This is a genomic window from Psychrobacter sp. DD43, assembly GCF_904846555.1.
Taxonomy (GTDB): domain Bacteria; phylum Pseudomonadota; class Gammaproteobacteria; order Pseudomonadales; family Moraxellaceae; genus Psychrobacter; species Psychrobacter cryohalolentis.
Genome location: NZ_CAJHBE010000012.1, coordinates 44,118 through 59,777, shown reverse-complemented (window position 1 = coordinate 59,777; position 15,660 = coordinate 44,118). Strand labels below are relative to the sequence as shown.

Sequence of the window (15,660 nt, the reverse complement as noted above, 5' to 3'; positions counted from 1 at the left end):
CATGGTTGTTATTCGTTTAGCACGGGGCGGTGCCAAGAAACGCCCATTTTATCAAGTAGTTGTTGCTGATCAACGCCGCGCGCGTGACGGTCGCTATATTGAAAACATAGGCTTTTTTAACCCACTCGCTAAAGATTCTGAAGAAGCAGTGCGCTTGAACATGGAAGCGTATAATGCGTGGGTCGCAAAAGGTGCACAACCTTCTGATCGCGTTGCTTCATTAGCAAAAGCTTATAATAAGTCTGCTGCTCAAACTGAAGCTACTGCTTAAGTTTTGGCTGCAATAGACTGATAGTGCATTTATGCATTCATCAGTTGGCTTAAGAATACCTAGCGTAACTGGTCTAACCAGGGTACGCCATTAACTGTTTATCGCTTTTGACGACGTTTATCGTTTTTAATGGCTTTTTATTTATCATCGCTGTTTTTATCATTGTTAGGTTAGCCGTTATGTCGTCTGCTCCAAACGCTAGTGCCCTTATGAAAATTGGTCAGCTCAAAAAGCCTTATGGCATCAAAGGTTGGCTTTGGGTATTTAGTGAAACAGACGATCGTACGGCGATATTTGACATCAAGCCTTGGTGGATGAAAACCGCTACCGGTATGAAACCTTTGACAGTAAAGGCTTGGCGTGAGCAAGGCACAGGAATTGTGGCTCAGTTTGAGCAGATTCCTGATCGCAATGTTGCTGAGACCATGAATGGGGTAACTCTTTGGGTCGAGCAAGACATCTTGCCAGAACCTGCTGAGGATGAATACTATTGGTCGGATTTGGTCAGCCTGCGCGTGATGAACGAGCAGGATGAATATCTAGGCGATATTACTGAAATGTTTGAAACTGGCGCCCACGCTATCATGCGGGTTGCGGCAACGACAGACAGCTTAGATGCCGATGAGCGCCTAATTCCATGGCACAAGCAAACTGTAGTGAAAGTCGATCTGACTGAAAAGACAGTGCTAGTGGCATGGCCAAGTGACTATTAATACAAGCTTTAGTGGTATAAGCTTTAACTTTATCGCTTAAGATTGTTAATAGTAATACCGATTTATTTAGCTAATATTAGCCACTGCGCAAGTAGACATCTGATGTATTTTGCCGTTATTAGTATTTTTCCTGAAATGTTTGCCACGATTCGTGAGTTTGGAATCACAGGTCGGGCAGTCACTCAGAAGCAAGTAACGATTGAATGCATCAACCCGCGTGATTTTACCAGTGATAATTATCGCCGTATTGATGAACGTCCGTATGGTGGCGGTCCTGGCATGGTGATGATGGCTGAGCCATTATCCCAAGCGATTGAGGATGCGCGCCTACGAGCAAGTCAGCATGGCTGCCGTGTCGACAAAGCGCATTGTCCGGTGATTTATATGTCACCACAAGGGCAGACGCTGAGTGAGAGTAGTGTGGTCGATATGACCGAGTACGACGGCATGATTATATTATGCGGTCGTTACGAAGGCATTGATGAGCGCTTACTGTCGCAGTATGTTGATATGGAAATATCACTTGGTGATTATGTGCTTACTGGTGGTGAGCTACCGGCAATGGTGCTAATGGATAGTGTGATACGTCGTCTACCGGATATTATGGGTGATGATAAGTCAGCTGAGCAAGACTCGTTCGTCGATGGCTTGCTTGATTGTCCACATTATACTAAGCCGCATGAGTTTGCGGGTATGGCAGTGCCTGAAGTGTTACTTTCAGGTCACCATGCCAATATCGCGAAGTGGCGCTTTAGTCAGCAAGTCGAACGTACGCAAGCGCGTCGTCCAGACTTATGGCAGGCGTTTACGCCAACGGTAGAGCAAGCAAAGTGGTTAAAGGCATTAGCAAAAGCTGATAAAAAATAGCGGTTAAAAAGATAAGCAGTTAAGTAATAAAATTTTGAGCAATAACAAAACGAGTCATAGCATAATGGCCGTTTGTCATAACCTACTTACGTTGTGTCTTATTAAAAAGAGATATAATTAATTATTACAAACAGGTGATATGCGTCAAGCCTCTATTATCTAATGTGAGGAGATAACTCTCATGAGCAACAAGCATCCATTGGTTCAGGTCATCGAAAATGCTCAATTGATTGAGCGCCCAAGCTTTGCACCCGGCGATACCGTTGTGGTTCAAGTAAAAGTACGTGAAGGTGAGCGTGAGCGTTTACAGGCTTTTGAAGGCGTTGTAATTGCTAAGCGTAACCGCGGTTTAAACTCAGCGTTTACCGTACGTAAAATCTCAAGTGGCGTTGGTGTTGAGCGTGCATTCCAATTGCATTCACCAATCATCGATAGCATTGAAGTGAAACGCCGTGGCGCTGTTCGCCGTGCGAAACTATACTACTTACGTGAACGCTCTGGTAAATCAGCACGTATCCGCGAGAAGCTTGCTCCGCGTGCGCCTAAAGTTGTTAAGGCAAAAACTGATGCTCGCGTTCCTGATGCAGTTGAAACTGCACCTGGTATTTAAGCAAAAGTTTGCCATCTTTAGTGAGCTGTATGGTATACAGTTGACTAGAGTAAGGCGATAGTAGATACAAACCCTTATTCATAGGTTTATCATATAAATAAGCGGGTCATACCAAAAAAGACAAAACCCCAATCTGTGCGAATGCCAGATTGGGGTTTTTGTTTCTGTCGCTTTAAATCACAAACTTAAATTAAGGCCTTAAACGTTGCCTTTAATCATCGAGATTTTCAATACGGCTGTTTTGGTCTTTAGATTTGCTGTACTTACGCAAGCGTATGTATAGCGTCTTGGTGACGATAGCGATGGTCTTTTGCTGATCGTCCACGATATCTACTTGGTATTCACGAAAGACGGGCTCACCGTCTTTTGCTAACGCTTGAATGGCTTTAATTTCACTGCTAGGGATTTTCATGCGGGCAGTGACTTTGCTATTGCCTGGCGCGATAAATTCAATATGTGAGCTTTTATCCCAAACGACGTAACTGCTGCCCAGTTGATGCATGAGCATGAGCATATAAAATGGATCAACCATTGAATATAAGCTGCCGCCAAACTGTGTCCCTACAATGTTCTTATTTAGACTATTTAATCCCATATTGACCACACATAAACCTTGGTCAAGGTTTATGTGCTCAATCTTGATGCCGGCACCGATATAAGGTGCATAAGTGTTGATACGTAGCTTGAGCAGATAAGGTGTGAGCAATGGCATAATATTTTTTTTAGCGTTACGTTTTAGCGTCTCAAGATTTTTGGGTAGTAAACTCATAAACTTATCCTAGGGAACTTCTTGATTTTTAGACTGCTATTATTCAATCGTTATGGGTAAAAAGGTATTTATCATAGTGAAAAACTTATAAAGGCGCTAGAGCTAAAGCGTAACTTCATTCACATCTTAGCGCTTTGTTTTTGTCTATGCGTGATTGTCGATGGTTTATGTACCATAACGCATTATTAATTATAAGAACCATCATCATAATGACTACAATTTACTATTTTATTAGCAACTAAGTAGTTAATAAGTTTGCATTTATTTTAAAAGGAAACTTTATGTTATTAATGGCTGCTATATTTATAGTATATTCGAATCGTTATACATTCGCATTCTAAAGTCTCATGACATACAATGACTGCATTTTTTCTTCAGTGGCTTAACACTTATCGCCAGAGTAGTAAGTGGATAACCAGTCACTAAAACGTCGGTCGACACAAGGAAATGTGATGAGTAACACGCAGCTTCCCCCTTTAGATGCCAATCCGCAGCAGCCAACCTCTTCTGATAATGATGTTCAAAGTAGTTATGTAGAATTACATAAGCCCTATTCAAGTTTTAAAAATCGTGATGCCTACCTCAATCATGAATTACAAATCATGCAGCCGAAACGCTGGCGCGCCAACTTACCGTTCCGTGATTATCGTTTTGAGTACGAAGATACCATTCCAGCAATGGCTGCGACCATTGGTAAAGTCGTGATGGTGGGTGCTATTGCGGCGACTTTTGCAGGGCCACTCGGTTTGGGTGATGCTTTTATCTTAGAAAACGTCCGTTATGAGTTATTGATTGTTTCGTTTTTTGTCATTTTATTCTCAGGTTTTCTACTACCGACCGCCAACCTTGCGGGTACTCATGGGCCTTTAATTCCGCTTATTCCTATTGTTGTCGCAGCTGGTGGTCACCCGATGGCCTTTGGTCTGCTCATCGGTGCCTTTGGATTATTATTGGCAATCAGTAAAGGGGGCAGTTTACTAGCAAATTTGACCAGTAAAGGCGTGTGCGGTGGTTTGCTGCTCTACTTGGGCTTTATTGGTACGATATCACAAGTTAAAAACTTGTTTGCATGGGCAGAGGGCATTGGCATGGCGCATATTGCTTTTGTGGTGATTTTGCTGACGATTGTCTTATATGCTGTGTTAGAAAATTTTCAAAAGCGCTGGCTGGCTGTGCCGCTGAGCTGTTTGTTAGGTGGTGGCGTGGCTTTCGCTATGGGGGCACCTTTTGCCTTTAAAACCGCACCCGGTCTACCGCATATGAGCCCTATGTATTGGTGGGGCGAAAATACTGGTTGGATGTTAGGATTACCGACGGTTGAGAGCTTTATCGTGGTATTACCTTTTGCGGTGTTAGCAGTTGCTATGTGGTCGCCAGATTTTTTAGGTCATCAGGTCTTTCAGAAAATCAGCTATCCCAAACGTACTGAACGTGTACTGATGGATATTGATGATACGATGACCAGTGCATCGTTTCGTCAGGTCGTAGGTTCTGTGCTCGGTGGGGCGAACTTTGCGTCGTCATGGGGTACGTATATCGTACCTGCAGCAATTGCCAAACGTCCAATTCCAGCTGGTGCGATTTTGACAGGACTATTCTGCCTTATCGCAGGTGTTTGGGGTTACCCTATGGACTTGGCAATCTGGGAGCCAGTGATGTGTGTGGCACTCATCGTTGGCGTCTTTATACCGCTACTTGAAGCTGGTATGGAGATGACGCGTGAGGGTAAAACCACCCAATCTGCCGCCATTGTTGTCTTTGCATCTGCGTTGGTGAATCCCGCCTTCGGTTGGTCTATTACTTTGGTGCTTGATAATTTAGGCTTAATTGGCTCTAAAGAGCGCAGTGCCAGTCTGACCAAAATGAGCCGCTGGATTATTCCTGTGATCACCTTTGTGATACTGACTGGAGTCATGGCAATCGTCGGTATGTTGCCAGGTATTCCAGCACTATTACCAAATTTCCGTCACTAGTCGCACTGTAGGGTTGTTTTTCTGCAAAAAGTCAGCCTTGGTGCTGGCTTTTTTTATGGTTATTGCTAAGCTGATAAGGGTTCTTGTAAAACCCATGCCATCGCCCCATAAATAGCTATATATCAGTATCTTGAGAGCAGTAAATTCTATGGTTAATGTCTCAGCATCGAGTCCCGTCGACGATAAAAAAGCCCGTCTTAAGCATTTGATTCAGCGCCTGCCAAATTTGCCAGGGGTATATAAAATGCTTGGTAAAAATGGTGATATTTTATATGTCGGCAAAGCTAAATCACTCAAGAGCCGTGTGAACAGCTACTTTGCGAAAACCATTGATCATCCTAAGACACGAGCACTGGTGGCACGGATACATAATATTGAAACCATCATTACCCGCAGTGAGACGGAAGCGCTGTTACTTGAGCAAAATCTGATTAAAGAATATCGTCCGCCTTATAACGTGCTACTGCGTGACGATAAATCTTATCTTTATGTGTTTATTTCAGCAGATAAGCCTTATCCAAGATTGGCTTATGGGCGCGGTAAAGGTAATCACCAGAAAGGGCGATTTTTCGGTCCTTTTCCTTCCGCGCATGCGGCAAAAGAAACACTGGTGCTCATGCAAAAAATGTTTCAAATGCGCCAATGTACCAATACCTTTTTTAAGCAACGTAAGCGTCCTTGTCTTGAGTATCAGATTAAGCGTTGCCGTGCGCCATGTGTCGGTTTGGTATCACCTGAAGAGTATACTGAAGATGTGAATAATACTATTCGTTTCTTAAAAGGTGACTCTAGTGATATCCATACTGCTTTGATTGAAAAAATGGAAGCTTCTGCTGAAGAGCTAGACTTTGAAAAGGCAGTTTTTTATCGCGATCAGCTGTCTATGCTCCGTGAAGTACAAGCCAAGCAAGCCGTTTATACAGTGCAGGGTGAGGCAGATGTGATTGCTATTGCCAGTCAAGCAGGCATGACCTGTGTCAACGTATTGACGGTACGTGGTGGGCGCGTGCTTGGCGGTAAGAACTATTTCCCTGATGTCGATAGCAGTGAGCCTCTTGCAGACAATTTATCAGCGTTTATTACCTCATTTTATTTTCAGGTGACAGATGATTTGCCAGCAGAGATTATATTGAGCGATGAATTACCAGATCAGCTAGCAGTGAGTGAAGCGTTGGCAACACACTTTGGTAGTAAGGTCGTTATCAAAACCAGCGTACGTGAGCACCGTGCTGAATGGTTAGACTTAGCAAAACTTAATACTAATAATGCACTAAAAACCAAACTTGGTGATTATTTAGAGTTACATGCACGCTTTGGTGCATTGAAAGACGTATTGACTGAAGTCACGGATCGTACCATTGACCGTATCGAGTGTTTTGATATCTCGCATACGATGGGCGAGGCGACGATTGGTAGCTGTGTGGTGTTCGACCAAGGTGGCTCGCGTCGTCGTGATTATCGTCAGTATGCTATCCATGACATTGTCGGCGGTGATGACTATGCAGCGATGAAGCAAGTGCTGACAAGGCGTTATAAGAAGCAGCCATTGCCGGATTTATTGCTTATCGATGGGGGTAAAGGGCAGCTCGGTATCGCTAAAGAAGTGCTGACTGAGTTGGGTATCCTTGGTGATACTTTGCTTATCAGTGTGGCAAAAGGTGAAGGACGTAAGGCTGGACTTGAAGTTCTGCACTTTATTGACCATAAGCCACTTGACTTGCCTATGGATAGCAAGGCGCTGCATTTATTAATGCATATCCGCGATGAGGCGCATCGGTTTGCGATTACAGCGCACCGTAAGAAGCGCGATAAGCGTCGTTCATCGTCGGTGCTAGAAGTGATTCCGGGGCTGGGTGAAAAGCGTCGCCGCGATTTGCTCAATCACTTTGGCGGCATGCAGCAATTGCTCGGTGCCTCGCAGCAAGAATTAGCAGGTGTGCAGGGAATTGGTCCGGTATTAGCGAAAACCGTTTATAAAGTGCTGCATGAGTAGTCTAGGTAATGTTCGTCAAATTTAGGTTTATGTTCATAAAATTTGAACATGAAAAAAGAGGCTGTCCTAGAGTTATTTAGGATAGCCTCTTTTTACGTTTTGTTTAAAATTTTACTATTATTCAGCGTTTTTTATTTTATAAGTCACAAATTTAAAATCTAACGCGCTTTTTTCATCATGCATCTGCTCAGATTCTTCCGCAACTTCAAACTCACTTGGCAGCTCAGGATAAAAGGCATCGCCATCAACGATTTCAGTGTCAACGTGAGTTAGTTCGATACGGTCGGTGTACAGCAATGCATCGCTAAACACGCGCTCGCCACCAATTACCCAAATCGTATCAAGATGCGCACCATGCGCAAGGCTAGCTGCTTGGGTTAAGGCATCGTCTAAATTATGCATTACATAAGCTTTTTCACTACCTACCAAGCCCTTTTGCTCAGCATAATCTATCTGGCTACTGATAATAAAGCTCACACGTTTAGGTAACGGCTTGCTGCCCATTGACTCAAAGGTCTTGCGACCCATAATCACGATACCCTGTATCGCACCGTCATTTGGTTTAGTCGTCATATTTTTAAAATGCTGCAAATCGGCTGAGATATGCCACGGTAGCTCATTGTCTTTACCAATACAGCGATTGCTACTGATAGCCGCGATTTGGGCAACTTCGGTGTTGGCATAACTCATAAATTATCCTTTGCTAATGTTTAAATATATTTAAATACAATCGAATAAACAGGCGCTATACCGCCACTTGCGCCTTAATCGCTGGATGCGACTCATACCCATCAACGCTGATATCATCATAATTAAAAGCAAAAATATCTTTTATATTAGGGTTAAGCGCTAATGTCGGCAGCGTATAAAGCGAGCGGGTCAGCTGCAGCTCCACTTGCTCACGGTGGTTTTGATAAATATGGCAATCGCCACCGGTCCAAATAAATTCACCAACTTCTAAATTACAAACTTGTGCCACCATATGAGTCAACATGGCATAACTTGCGATATTAAAAGGTACGCCCAAAAATAAATCTGCTGAGCGCTGATAGAGTTGGCAGGAGAGTTTATTATCCGCAACAAAAAACTGGAATAACGTATGACAAGGTGGCAGCGCAACTTGATCTGCTTCACCCGGATTCCAGCCAGAGACAATCAAGCGCCGCGAGTTAGGATTAGTCTTTATTTGTTCAACCACTTGTGCGATTTGATCGACACCGTCAGAGTTATACTGCCCATCTGCAGTTGTGGTCGCGCCATAATTACGCCATTGGTGACCATAAATAGGACCTAAATCGCCTGCAGGTCGATTAAAACGCGCAGTTTGCTCTGTAGTTGCCCATTCATTCCAAATGCGTACGCCGTTTTGTTGCAAATAATCAACGTGGGTACTGCCACTTAAAAACCATAGGAGCTCATAAGTGATAGACTTAAGATGAACTTTTTTGGTGGTTAACAATGGAAAGCCATCGGCTAAATTAAAACGTAACTGCGCGCCAAAATGGCTTAGCGTACCAGTACCAGTACGATCACCTTTTTCCCTGCCTTCGTTAAGGACAAGGCGTAGCAGGTCTAAATAGGCTTGCTCGTTTTTAATGATAGAGCTGTTCATGGTCATAAAATTACTCTTCTGCGCTATTAAAACGCATCTTTAATATAGTTCTTAACGTGGTGCGTAAAGAAGATAAAGCTTAATAAGCGGCTTGCTTACCCCAGTCATAAATACCGCGCTTATAAGCATAAATCAGCATAATCAAACCAGCGATAATCATCGGTGCACTCAATAGCTGTCCTTTGGTCATCCAACCTAATAAAATAAATCCTTGGTCAACATCAGGCTGGCGGAAGAATTCGATGATAAATCGGCTGATACCATAACCCAGTAAGAACACAGCAGAGGCAGCCATACGTGGACGCGGCTTTGATGAATACCACCATAAGAAGATAAATAGCAGCAGACCTTCGGCAAAGGCTTCATATAGCTGCGATGGGTGACGCGGCAGCACATACTGACCATTAACCTCAATCATTAGCTCTTGCAATTGTGGATTACTCTGTAATTGCTCCATATCAAAGGCAGCGGCTTGCGGAAAATAAGTCAGCCAGTTGTAGCCACCGTCTGAGACGCGCCCCCACAGCTCACCATTGATATAGTTACCGATGCGACCAAATAGCAAGCCGGTTGGTACACAAGGCACGATAAAATCGAATACTTGGAAGGCTGTTTTTTTATATTTACGAGCAAAAAACCACATGCCTACCATGACACCAATAAAACCGCCGTGGAAAGACATACCGCCTTCCCAAACTTTTAATAGATAAGCAGGGTTTTGTAATAGCTCGCCAAACTGATAAAACAGCACATAGCCGATACGACCGCCCAAAATGACACCAAGCGCACCATAAAAGATCAAATCGGACACCATATCGGTGGTCCAATTGTCACGTTTGCTGCTGCGATACCAAGCCAGACCAAAAGCTGCAGCAAATGCGAGCAAATACATCAAGCCATACCAGTGTACTTCTACTGGACCCAAGGACAGCGCTACAGGATTATACTGAGAATGAATTATCATAAGGGCATCATCATTATTGGTAATTAAATGCTGTCTATAATAGCAAAATTCATCCCTTGCGAACACTATGATAAATGTATGGTTTATTGAATGAATAGCAAAGCGCTAAAAAAACCGATAAGATGAAAAAAAGCGCATCAACTTCTAAGGAATTATCATGTCTGCTACCGTATCATCACGATCATTTTTGCACGATAAACGGTTAACTACCGCAGTTGATGTGCAATCGCCAAACCTTAAGCGAACCAGATTATCTTTATTGTGTATAGCCGCATCAGGCTTCAGTTTTTTTGTGCCAGTGACGGCGCAAGCAGCAACCAGTAGTATCGAACAAATTACCATTTATCAAGGCTTAGCCAGTGTCACTCGTGCATTACCCATCAGTGGCACAGGTGAGCAGACACTGGTTTTTTCCTGTCTTTCGCCTGCGATTGAACCTGACAGTATTAGTGTACAAGCACTGGGCAATGTCAATATCGGTGAAGTCAGTATTCAAACCTTGAGTGGCGAGCAAGCAGCGCAGTGCCAGTATCAAGAGGCAGCTAATGTACAGACTCAGCAGAATAATCTAGCGGACATCAGTGCCGAATTGGAAGCGGCACGCCTGACCAAAGCCTATTTGCAAAACCTAACCAAAGTCACGCAAATCACTACTGCTGGTACCCTTGCCAATAATGCACGCGACTTAGAAACGCAAGCCGCCAGTATTAACAAAAAAATAGTAGAGCTACAAAAACGAGAAGCTCGTGCTAAAGACAACTTAAATCAGCTGGTCGCTGACAGTACTTCTTCAGTACAAAGTAATGTCACCCAAGTCAGTGTACGTACCGCTAGCCGTTCTGCTAGTAGTGTTAAATTACATTATCAAGTACGCGGTGCCAGCTGGGAGCCGACTTATCAAGCGCGTTTAAATACCGATAATAAACAACTCAATATCACCGCCTCTGCCATCATCGCCCAACAAACAGGCGAGAATTGGAATAATGTGCCGGTTACTTTAAGTACCGTTAATCCCAATCAAACGACGACCAGCCAGTTACCAAGAGTTGAACGTTTGTCATTATATGAAGAAGAGCAAGCTAAGTTGAGCCGTTATGCACAACCAATGATGGAAGCTGCTCCAGTGGTTGTTGTTTCTGCCAGCGACAGTTATGGCGGTGCAGGTAGTATGGCGCCGCTACCGAGCTTTACGGTTAGTAGTCAAAATAAAAATGGTATTACCGAGTATCGCTTACCGCAGCGCGTCAGTATTCCGAGTGATGGCAGGCGTGTACGCACTATTATTGATGAGCAGTCTGGCACCAGTAAGTTATGGCTACGGAGTACACCGAGCGTAGAAGCTGCCGCTTACTGGTATGCATCTGCTCCATTTTTGACACCAGCTTGGGCGGATGGATCATTGCAACTGTATCGCGACGATAACTATGTTGGTCAGTCGCGCTATGATTATCAGAGTCTAAAAGAGCAGGGTATTGGTTTTGGTGTTGATCCGGGCTTGCTTGTGAAACAGCTAACTGATGAAGACAAAAAAGGTGATAAAGGGGTGTTTAATCGTCAACAAACCAAAACTATCATTCAGGCTTATCAATTGACCAATCAGCACAATCGTAGTGTGCGCATGCAAGTGTTAGGCGCAGAACCCTTGAGTAGCGATGACAGCATTAAAGTAACCGCGACGCATACACCAGCGATTAGCAAAAAAGATTGGAATGATAACAAAGGAATGGTAGCGTGGGAGTTCGATTTACCGAGTCAACAATCTCAAGTTGTGCAGTCGATCTATCAAATTAGCTATCCTGCGGATAAAAAATTAAGCACGAATTAATGTTAAATCAGAACCATATAATCGATTCAATTTAAAAAATACAATCCTGATGGGAATGCTGCTGGGATAAATTTTATGAAGCCTCTGGAGCGCGAAGCGCACAGCAAGCGAGGAAAATTTATCCCAGCATAACCCTATTTTGAACGACTCTATTTTATATTGAAGTGACTATATAACAATCATATAAAAGGAATTCTATGTGTATTGTCGCCATTGCTTGGCAGTTATTTGATGAGCTGCCTTTGGTTTTATTATCTAATCGCGATGAGTTTCTACAGCGTCCGACAGAGCCACTACATCAATGGGAAGATAAGCCTATTTTTGCAGGGCGTGATGCGCAAAGTGGCGGTACGTGGTTAGGAATTCACCAAGAGCAGCATGCTGACTTTTATAAGCAAAATGGTCGCTGGGCGGCAGTATTGAACTTTCGCGATGGTGTGCAGGCAAGTAATGATGAGCGCTCACGTGGTGAATTGGTCGCTGATTTTTTGACCAGTTGCTTAAGCCCGATGGAATTTGCACGGAAAATCAGTCTGCAAGAATATGCTGGGTTTAATCTGATTATCGGCGATAGCAAACAAGCGGTTGTCGTTAATAACCGTGGTCATGCACCAACACCCTTATATGGAGGCTTGCACGTATTCTCTAATGGTCAGCCAGAAGAGGGTTGGTTTAAGACAGAGCGTTTGCGCGGCAGGTTACGTCAAGAAATATTGCCATTAATTAGCGAAAATAGTGATTTTGAATACTGGCAAGACGCTGCTTTTAAGGTATTGTCCGATAATACTCAAGCACCAGAAGAAGAGTTACCAAATACTGGTATCGATATCAAAATAGAGCAAGCGCTGTCTTCGATTTATATTGAAGGCGCCAATCTTACTGGCATTGCTAGTAAGGAGGCTGCCAATAATGCCGTGCCAAGCTACGGTACAAGGACACAAAGTATTTTAACGTTACGGCGAAATACTATTAAAGATTCAGGCATTCAAGCTGAAATCGTCAGCCGTGAATGTACTCATTAGCTTTTTATAAAAATCCAGTGAAAAAAATACCGCTAATGATATTAGATATCACTAACGGTATTTGTTATTGTGCTAATTGCATTAAAAATTAGTGACTTTATTCCACCAACAAATGGTTGTTTTGTTCCGGAATAATAAGCCCTTGGTGAAGCGGTAGCTCGGGCACCAATTCTTGCAAGGCGCGACGATATACGCTGCGTTTAAAGTGAATCACTTGTCCAAGTGGATACCAGTAGCTGACCCATTGCCAGTTATCAAACTCTGGTTTTCCCTCATCAAAGCGGATGTGTTGGGTATTTGGCTCATCTAAGCGTAGCAAAAACCATTTCTGTTTTTGCCCAATACATAAAGGGTACTGCCCATGACGCACATAACGTTTTGGCAGACGATAACGCAACCAATCTTGCGTAACCGCTAGCAAATCGACATGACGCGGATGTAGACCGACCTCTTCCCAGAGCTCGCGATACATCGCATCCATCGGCGTCTCCCCACGGTCGATACCGCCTTGAGGGAACTGCCAAGCGTTGTGACCAATACGTTTTGCCCACAGAACTTGCCCTTGTGTATTTGCCAAGATGATGCCGACATTGGCGCGAAAGCCGTCTGCATCTATCATGACGTAACCTTTTAAAATGTTTAAAAATAGCTTATTTCAACAAAGCACAGTGACAGCAATCATAATTATTATAGGGTGATTGCTATCGATACTTTGGCAAAATAAGATTCATTACCATCATTAAACCAAGAAAAGAGCAAAATGTGTAACAGTATTTTGCTATAAAATGTTTCACAGCTTTAATGATTTAAAATCAAGAGGTTATATAAAGATATTTAAGCAGACTTTTGTATATTTTTTAGCTAAGTTATTTTGTTGTTAAAGTTTTTGCTTTAGTGTCTTATCGTTATAAGTGCTTACTTAATAATATAAGTAATAATACGGGTTTTTGATTCATTAATGCGGGTTTTAGCTTATGCTACACTAGTCATATTTTGCTTATCTTAATCAACGATAAAGTATTAAATCGATAAAGCTGTTCTTATATATTGAACCAATAATATCGAACAAATAAGAACCTATTATTAAATAAAACTAGGAATATTAAAAATGTCAGAATCTAAAGCAAGCGTTACATGGCAAGAGAACAAAGCCTTTATGGGTATATCGCCATCAGGGCATAATGTACAAATCGATGCTGATAAAGAAAAAGGCGCCAGTCCAATGGAGCTGATTCTACTAGGGCTTGGTGGTTGTGCTAGCTATGATGTGGTGGCGATTTTGCAGAAATCGCGTCAAAATGTGACTGACGTACGTTGTGAGCTGACTGCTCAGCGTGCTGAAACTGTACCAGCTGTCTATACTGATATTCATATGCATTTTGTGGTGACCGGTCAAGATGTCAAAGAAAGCCAAGTAGAAAAAGCCATTAAATTATCCGCAGAAAAATACTGCTCAGCCAGTCGTATGTTGGTACAAGGCGGGGTCAATGTGACGCATGACTTTGAAGTTATCGCAGGATAAAGGCGAGTATATTGATGAATTTATTCTTAGGGTTGGTCTCTGATACCGCATCGTCAGCCATTTGGGCAATGGTGGTAGCCAGTTTGCTGCCATTAACAATGGCATTGACTGCAAAAATGCTCGGCGGCTTTAATTTGGCTGACAATGCCCATCCACGAGATTTTTTACAAGGTACGACGGGCGCTGCTGCACGTGCTAATGCCGCGCAGCAGAATAGCTATGAGACTTTACCAGTATTCTTAGCTGCAGTCTTGGCAGCGATGCTGTTTTTTGTGCCACAGCTGATTGTAAATACATTGGCTTGGCTATACGTGCTCATTCGCATTGGTTTTTGCGTCGCTTACATCACTAATCTGGCGATGTTCCGCTCTATCCTCTGGGGGCTTTCTATTGCCTGCTGTCTCATGCTCTTTTATTTAGCTATTCGAGTCAGTGTATAGTAGCAGCTAATTGAAAATACTAATGCTTATAAGATAAAAGCAGCTAACGTTACTGTGCACTCATCTGTAGTGCGCTAATGATAGCTGCTTTATTTTTCTCTCTTTTAATACTGTCCCATAATATCTTCGCCTCGCTATAGCCTTTGGTGAGCATCGCTAACCATTGTTTATAACGACCGACCAATACAATATCGCTTTTTGCTGTGCCTTGCAGAAATTTAATCTGATGCGCAATCAGGTCTTGCCATAACAATATTGTTTCATTATTTAAAGTCTGACTAAGTTCTCTATCAACCTGCGCAATCAAATCGGGACGGGTGACCGCGCCGCGACCCAACATCAAATGCTCTGTACCTGCTTGTACCATACAATTTTGTGCGTGCTCTGCATTCCATATTTCGCCATTGGCAATGACTGGAATATCGAGCGCATTAAAGCTTTGAATCTTGTCCCAATAGGCGGGTGGCTTATAGCCTTGGGTTTTGGTTCGTGCATGAATGGTTAGCCAATCAGCGCCACTGTCGTTAATCGCAGCTTTGATATCATCCATGCGACTGGTATCGGTATAACCTAAACGAATTTTGGCTGAGACTGGAATATGAGCGGGAACAGCTTGACGCACCGCGCTGATAATCTGATACATGGTTTCGGGTTCATCCAGTAATACCGAACCACCACGATGGCTATTGACAGTCTTGGCAGGACAACCAAAATTGATGTCAATCGCCGGTGCACCAAGCGCACAGGCATATGCCGCGTTGTCTGCCATGAGTTGCGCTTCACTGCCAAGCAACTGGATATGAATAGGCGTGCCACAGGTAGTCTTGGCCTCATGACGCAATTCTGGAACGTATTTATAAAATACATGCGCGGGCAAGACATGCTGAGTCACACGGATAAATTCGCTAACCGACCAATCATAAGGGCGACCCAAGTCTGATGCAATTTGCGTGAGAATTTGTCGCATTAATGGATCGGTCAAGCCTTCCATTGGAGCGAGCAGGCGGACGGGATTGGCGAATAACTGACGGATGGTATTTTGACGTATTTGAAGTTGCTGATTAGTATTCATGCTTGTT

General features: G+C 43.3%; 16 protein-coding genes. 10 read left to right on the top strand and 6 right to left on the bottom strand.

Annotated features, from left to right (window positions below; all coding sequences use genetic code 11):
- Window position 1 precedes the first annotated feature (1 nt).
- The 4 genes from rpsP to rplS all read left to right on the top strand — a co-directional run bounded on the left by rpsP (window position 2) and on the right by rplS (window position 2,461).
- Window positions 2-271 carry a 30S ribosomal protein S16 gene (gene rpsP, locus JMX89_RS07980; RefSeq protein ID WP_011281274.1) on the top strand — a complete coding sequence of 90 codons (270 nt, stop codon included), beginning with the start codon at window positions 2-4 and terminating at the stop codon, window positions 269-271.
- A 179-nt stretch (window positions 272-450) separates the two neighbouring features.
- Window positions 451-984, top strand: coding sequence for a ribosome maturation factor RimM (gene rimM / locus JMX89_RS07975; protein WP_133104946.1), 534 nt, complete (start codon window positions 451-453; stop codon window positions 982-984).
- Between the two features lie 102 nt (window positions 985-1,086).
- Window positions 1,087-1,851 (top strand): tRNA (guanosine(37)-N1)-methyltransferase TrmD, encoded by a 765-nt coding sequence (gene trmD / locus JMX89_RS07970; protein WP_011514627.1) that lies wholly within the window; start codon window positions 1,087-1,089, stop codon window positions 1,849-1,851.
- 181 nt (window positions 1,852-2,032) lie between these two features.
- Complete coding sequence (gene rplS / locus JMX89_RS07965) at window positions 2,033-2,461, top strand: 50S ribosomal protein L19 (RefSeq protein ID WP_011514626.1); 429 nt, start codon at window positions 2,033-2,035, stop codon at window positions 2,459-2,461.
- Window positions 2,462-2,672: 211 nt separating this feature from the next.
- On the opposite strand, the gene JMX89_RS07960 is transcribed toward rplS, so the two are convergent.
- Window positions 2,673-3,230 (bottom strand): DUF4442 domain-containing protein, encoded by a 558-nt coding sequence (locus JMX89_RS07960; RefSeq protein WP_201531892.1) that lies wholly within the window; start codon window positions 3,228-3,230, stop codon window positions 2,673-2,675.
- A 452-nt stretch (window positions 3,231-3,682) separates the two neighbouring features.
- Between JMX89_RS07960 and JMX89_RS07955 the strand changes: the two genes are divergently transcribed.
- A complete protein-coding gene (locus JMX89_RS07955) occupies window positions 3,683-5,203 on the top strand; it encodes a DUF3360 family protein (protein WP_133104942.1) in 1,521 nt (506 codons plus the stop codon).
- A 148-nt stretch (window positions 5,204-5,351) separates the two neighbouring features.
- Window positions 5,352-7,196, top strand: a complete 1,845-nt coding sequence (uvrC, locus tag JMX89_RS07950) for an excinuclease ABC subunit UvrC (RefSeq protein WP_201531894.1) — start codon at window positions 5,352-5,354, stop codon at window positions 7,194-7,196.
- 117 nt (window positions 7,197-7,313) lie between these two features.
- Here the strand turns inward: uvrC and JMX89_RS07945 are convergent, their stop codons facing one another.
- From JMX89_RS07945 to lgt, 3 genes are all read right to left on the bottom strand, one after another.
- Window positions 7,314-7,886 carry a dihydrofolate reductase gene (locus JMX89_RS07945; protein ID WP_201531895.1) on the bottom strand — a complete coding sequence of 191 codons (573 nt, stop codon included), beginning with the start codon at window positions 7,884-7,886 and terminating at the stop codon, window positions 7,314-7,316.
- Between the two features lie 55 nt (window positions 7,887-7,941).
- Window positions 7,942-8,814 (bottom strand): thymidylate synthase, encoded by an 873-nt coding sequence (locus JMX89_RS07940; protein ID WP_227673049.1) that lies wholly within the window; start codon window positions 8,812-8,814, stop codon window positions 7,942-7,944.
- 73 nt (window positions 8,815-8,887) lie between these two features.
- A complete protein-coding gene (gene lgt, locus JMX89_RS07935; protein WP_201531896.1) occupies window positions 8,888-9,772 on the bottom strand; it encodes a prolipoprotein diacylglyceryl transferase in 885 nt (294 codons plus the stop codon).
- A gap of 157 nt (window positions 9,773-9,929) precedes the next feature.
- Here lgt and JMX89_RS07930 point away from each other — a divergent pair, with 157 nt between their 5' ends.
- Together JMX89_RS07930 and JMX89_RS07925 are read left to right on the top strand one after the other, a co-directional pair.
- Window positions 9,930-11,597 (top strand): DUF4139 domain-containing protein, encoded by a 1,668-nt coding sequence (locus JMX89_RS07930; protein ID WP_201531897.1) that lies wholly within the window; start codon window positions 9,930-9,932, stop codon window positions 11,595-11,597.
- A 197-nt stretch (window positions 11,598-11,794) separates the two neighbouring features.
- Entirely contained in the window at window positions 11,795-12,619 is an 825-nt protein-coding gene (locus JMX89_RS07925) for an NRDE family protein (RefSeq protein WP_201531898.1), read from the top strand.
- A 97-nt stretch (window positions 12,620-12,716) separates the two neighbouring features.
- Here JMX89_RS07925 and JMX89_RS07920 read toward each other — a convergent pair whose 3' ends face one another.
- Window positions 12,717-13,238 carry an RNA pyrophosphohydrolase gene (locus JMX89_RS07920; RefSeq protein ID WP_133104917.1) on the bottom strand — a complete coding sequence of 174 codons (522 nt, stop codon included), beginning with the start codon at window positions 13,236-13,238 and terminating at the stop codon, window positions 12,717-12,719.
- Between the two features lie 489 nt (window positions 13,239-13,727).
- Between JMX89_RS07920 and JMX89_RS07915 the strand changes: the two genes are divergently transcribed.
- Window positions 13,728-14,141 carry an OsmC family protein gene (locus JMX89_RS07915; protein ID WP_133104916.1) on the top strand — a complete coding sequence of 138 codons (414 nt, stop codon included), beginning with the start codon at window positions 13,728-13,730 and terminating at the stop codon, window positions 14,139-14,141.
- A gap of 14 nt (window positions 14,142-14,155) precedes the next feature.
- A complete protein-coding gene (locus JMX89_RS07910) occupies window positions 14,156-14,581 on the top strand; it encodes an MAPEG family protein (RefSeq protein ID WP_133104915.1) in 426 nt (141 codons plus the stop codon).
- 49 nt (window positions 14,582-14,630) lie between these two features.
- Here the strand turns inward: JMX89_RS07910 and JMX89_RS07905 are convergent, their stop codons facing one another.
- The gene (locus JMX89_RS07905) at window positions 14,631-15,653 is read right to left on the bottom strand and encodes a tRNA dihydrouridine synthase (protein WP_201531899.1); all 1,023 of its coding nucleotides are present in this window, start codon (window positions 15,651-15,653) and stop codon (window positions 14,631-14,633) included.
- Window positions 15,654-15,660 lie beyond the last annotated feature (7 nt).

What these genes read in the sequence shown, in the direction of transcription:
- rpsP (WP_011281274.1), top strand. Translation starts at nt 2, where the DNA reads ATGGTTGTTATTCGTTTAGCACGGGGCGGTGCCAAGAAACGCCCATTT.
- rimM (WP_133104946.1), top strand. Translation starts at nt 451, where the DNA reads ATGTCGTCTGCTCCAAACGCTAGTGCCCTTATGAAAATTGGTCAGCTC.
- trmD (WP_011514627.1), top strand. Translation starts at nt 1,087, where the DNA reads ATGTATTTTGCCGTTATTAGTATTTTTCCTGAAATGTTTGCCACGATT.
- rplS (WP_011514626.1), top strand. Translation starts at nt 2,033, where the DNA reads ATGAGCAACAAGCATCCATTGGTTCAGGTCATCGAAAATGCTCAATTG.
- JMX89_RS07960 (WP_201531892.1), bottom strand. Translation starts at nt 3,230, where the DNA reads ATGAGTTTACTACCCAAAAATCTTGAGACGCTAAAACGTAACGCTAAA.
- JMX89_RS07955 (WP_133104942.1), top strand. Translation starts at nt 3,683, where the DNA reads ATGAGTAACACGCAGCTTCCCCCTTTAGATGCCAATCCGCAGCAGCCA.
- uvrC (WP_201531894.1), top strand. Translation starts at nt 5,352, where the DNA reads ATGGTTAATGTCTCAGCATCGAGTCCCGTCGACGATAAAAAAGCCCGT.
- JMX89_RS07945 (WP_201531895.1), bottom strand. Translation starts at nt 7,886, where the DNA reads ATGAGTTATGCCAACACCGAAGTTGCCCAAATCGCGGCTATCAGTAGC.
- JMX89_RS07940 (WP_227673049.1), bottom strand. Translation starts at nt 8,814, where the DNA reads ATGACCATGAACAGCTCTATCATTAAAAACGAGCAAGCCTATTTAGAC.
- lgt (WP_201531896.1), bottom strand. Translation starts at nt 9,772, where the DNA reads ATGATAATTCATTCTCAGTATAATCCTGTAGCGCTGTCCTTGGGTCCA.
- JMX89_RS07930 (WP_201531897.1), top strand. Translation starts at nt 9,930, where the DNA reads ATGTCTGCTACCGTATCATCACGATCATTTTTGCACGATAAACGGTTA.
- JMX89_RS07925 (WP_201531898.1), top strand. Translation starts at nt 11,795, where the DNA reads ATGTGTATTGTCGCCATTGCTTGGCAGTTATTTGATGAGCTGCCTTTG.
- JMX89_RS07920 (WP_133104917.1), bottom strand. Translation starts at nt 13,238, where the DNA reads ATGATAGATGCAGACGGCTTTCGCGCCAATGTCGGCATCATCTTGGCA.
- JMX89_RS07915 (WP_133104916.1), top strand. Translation starts at nt 13,728, where the DNA reads ATGTCAGAATCTAAAGCAAGCGTTACATGGCAAGAGAACAAAGCCTTT.
- JMX89_RS07910 (WP_133104915.1), top strand. Translation starts at nt 14,156, where the DNA reads ATGAATTTATTCTTAGGGTTGGTCTCTGATACCGCATCGTCAGCCATT.
- JMX89_RS07905 (WP_201531899.1), bottom strand. Translation starts at nt 15,653, where the DNA reads ATGAATACTAATCAGCAACTTCAAATACGTCAAAATACCATCCGTCAG.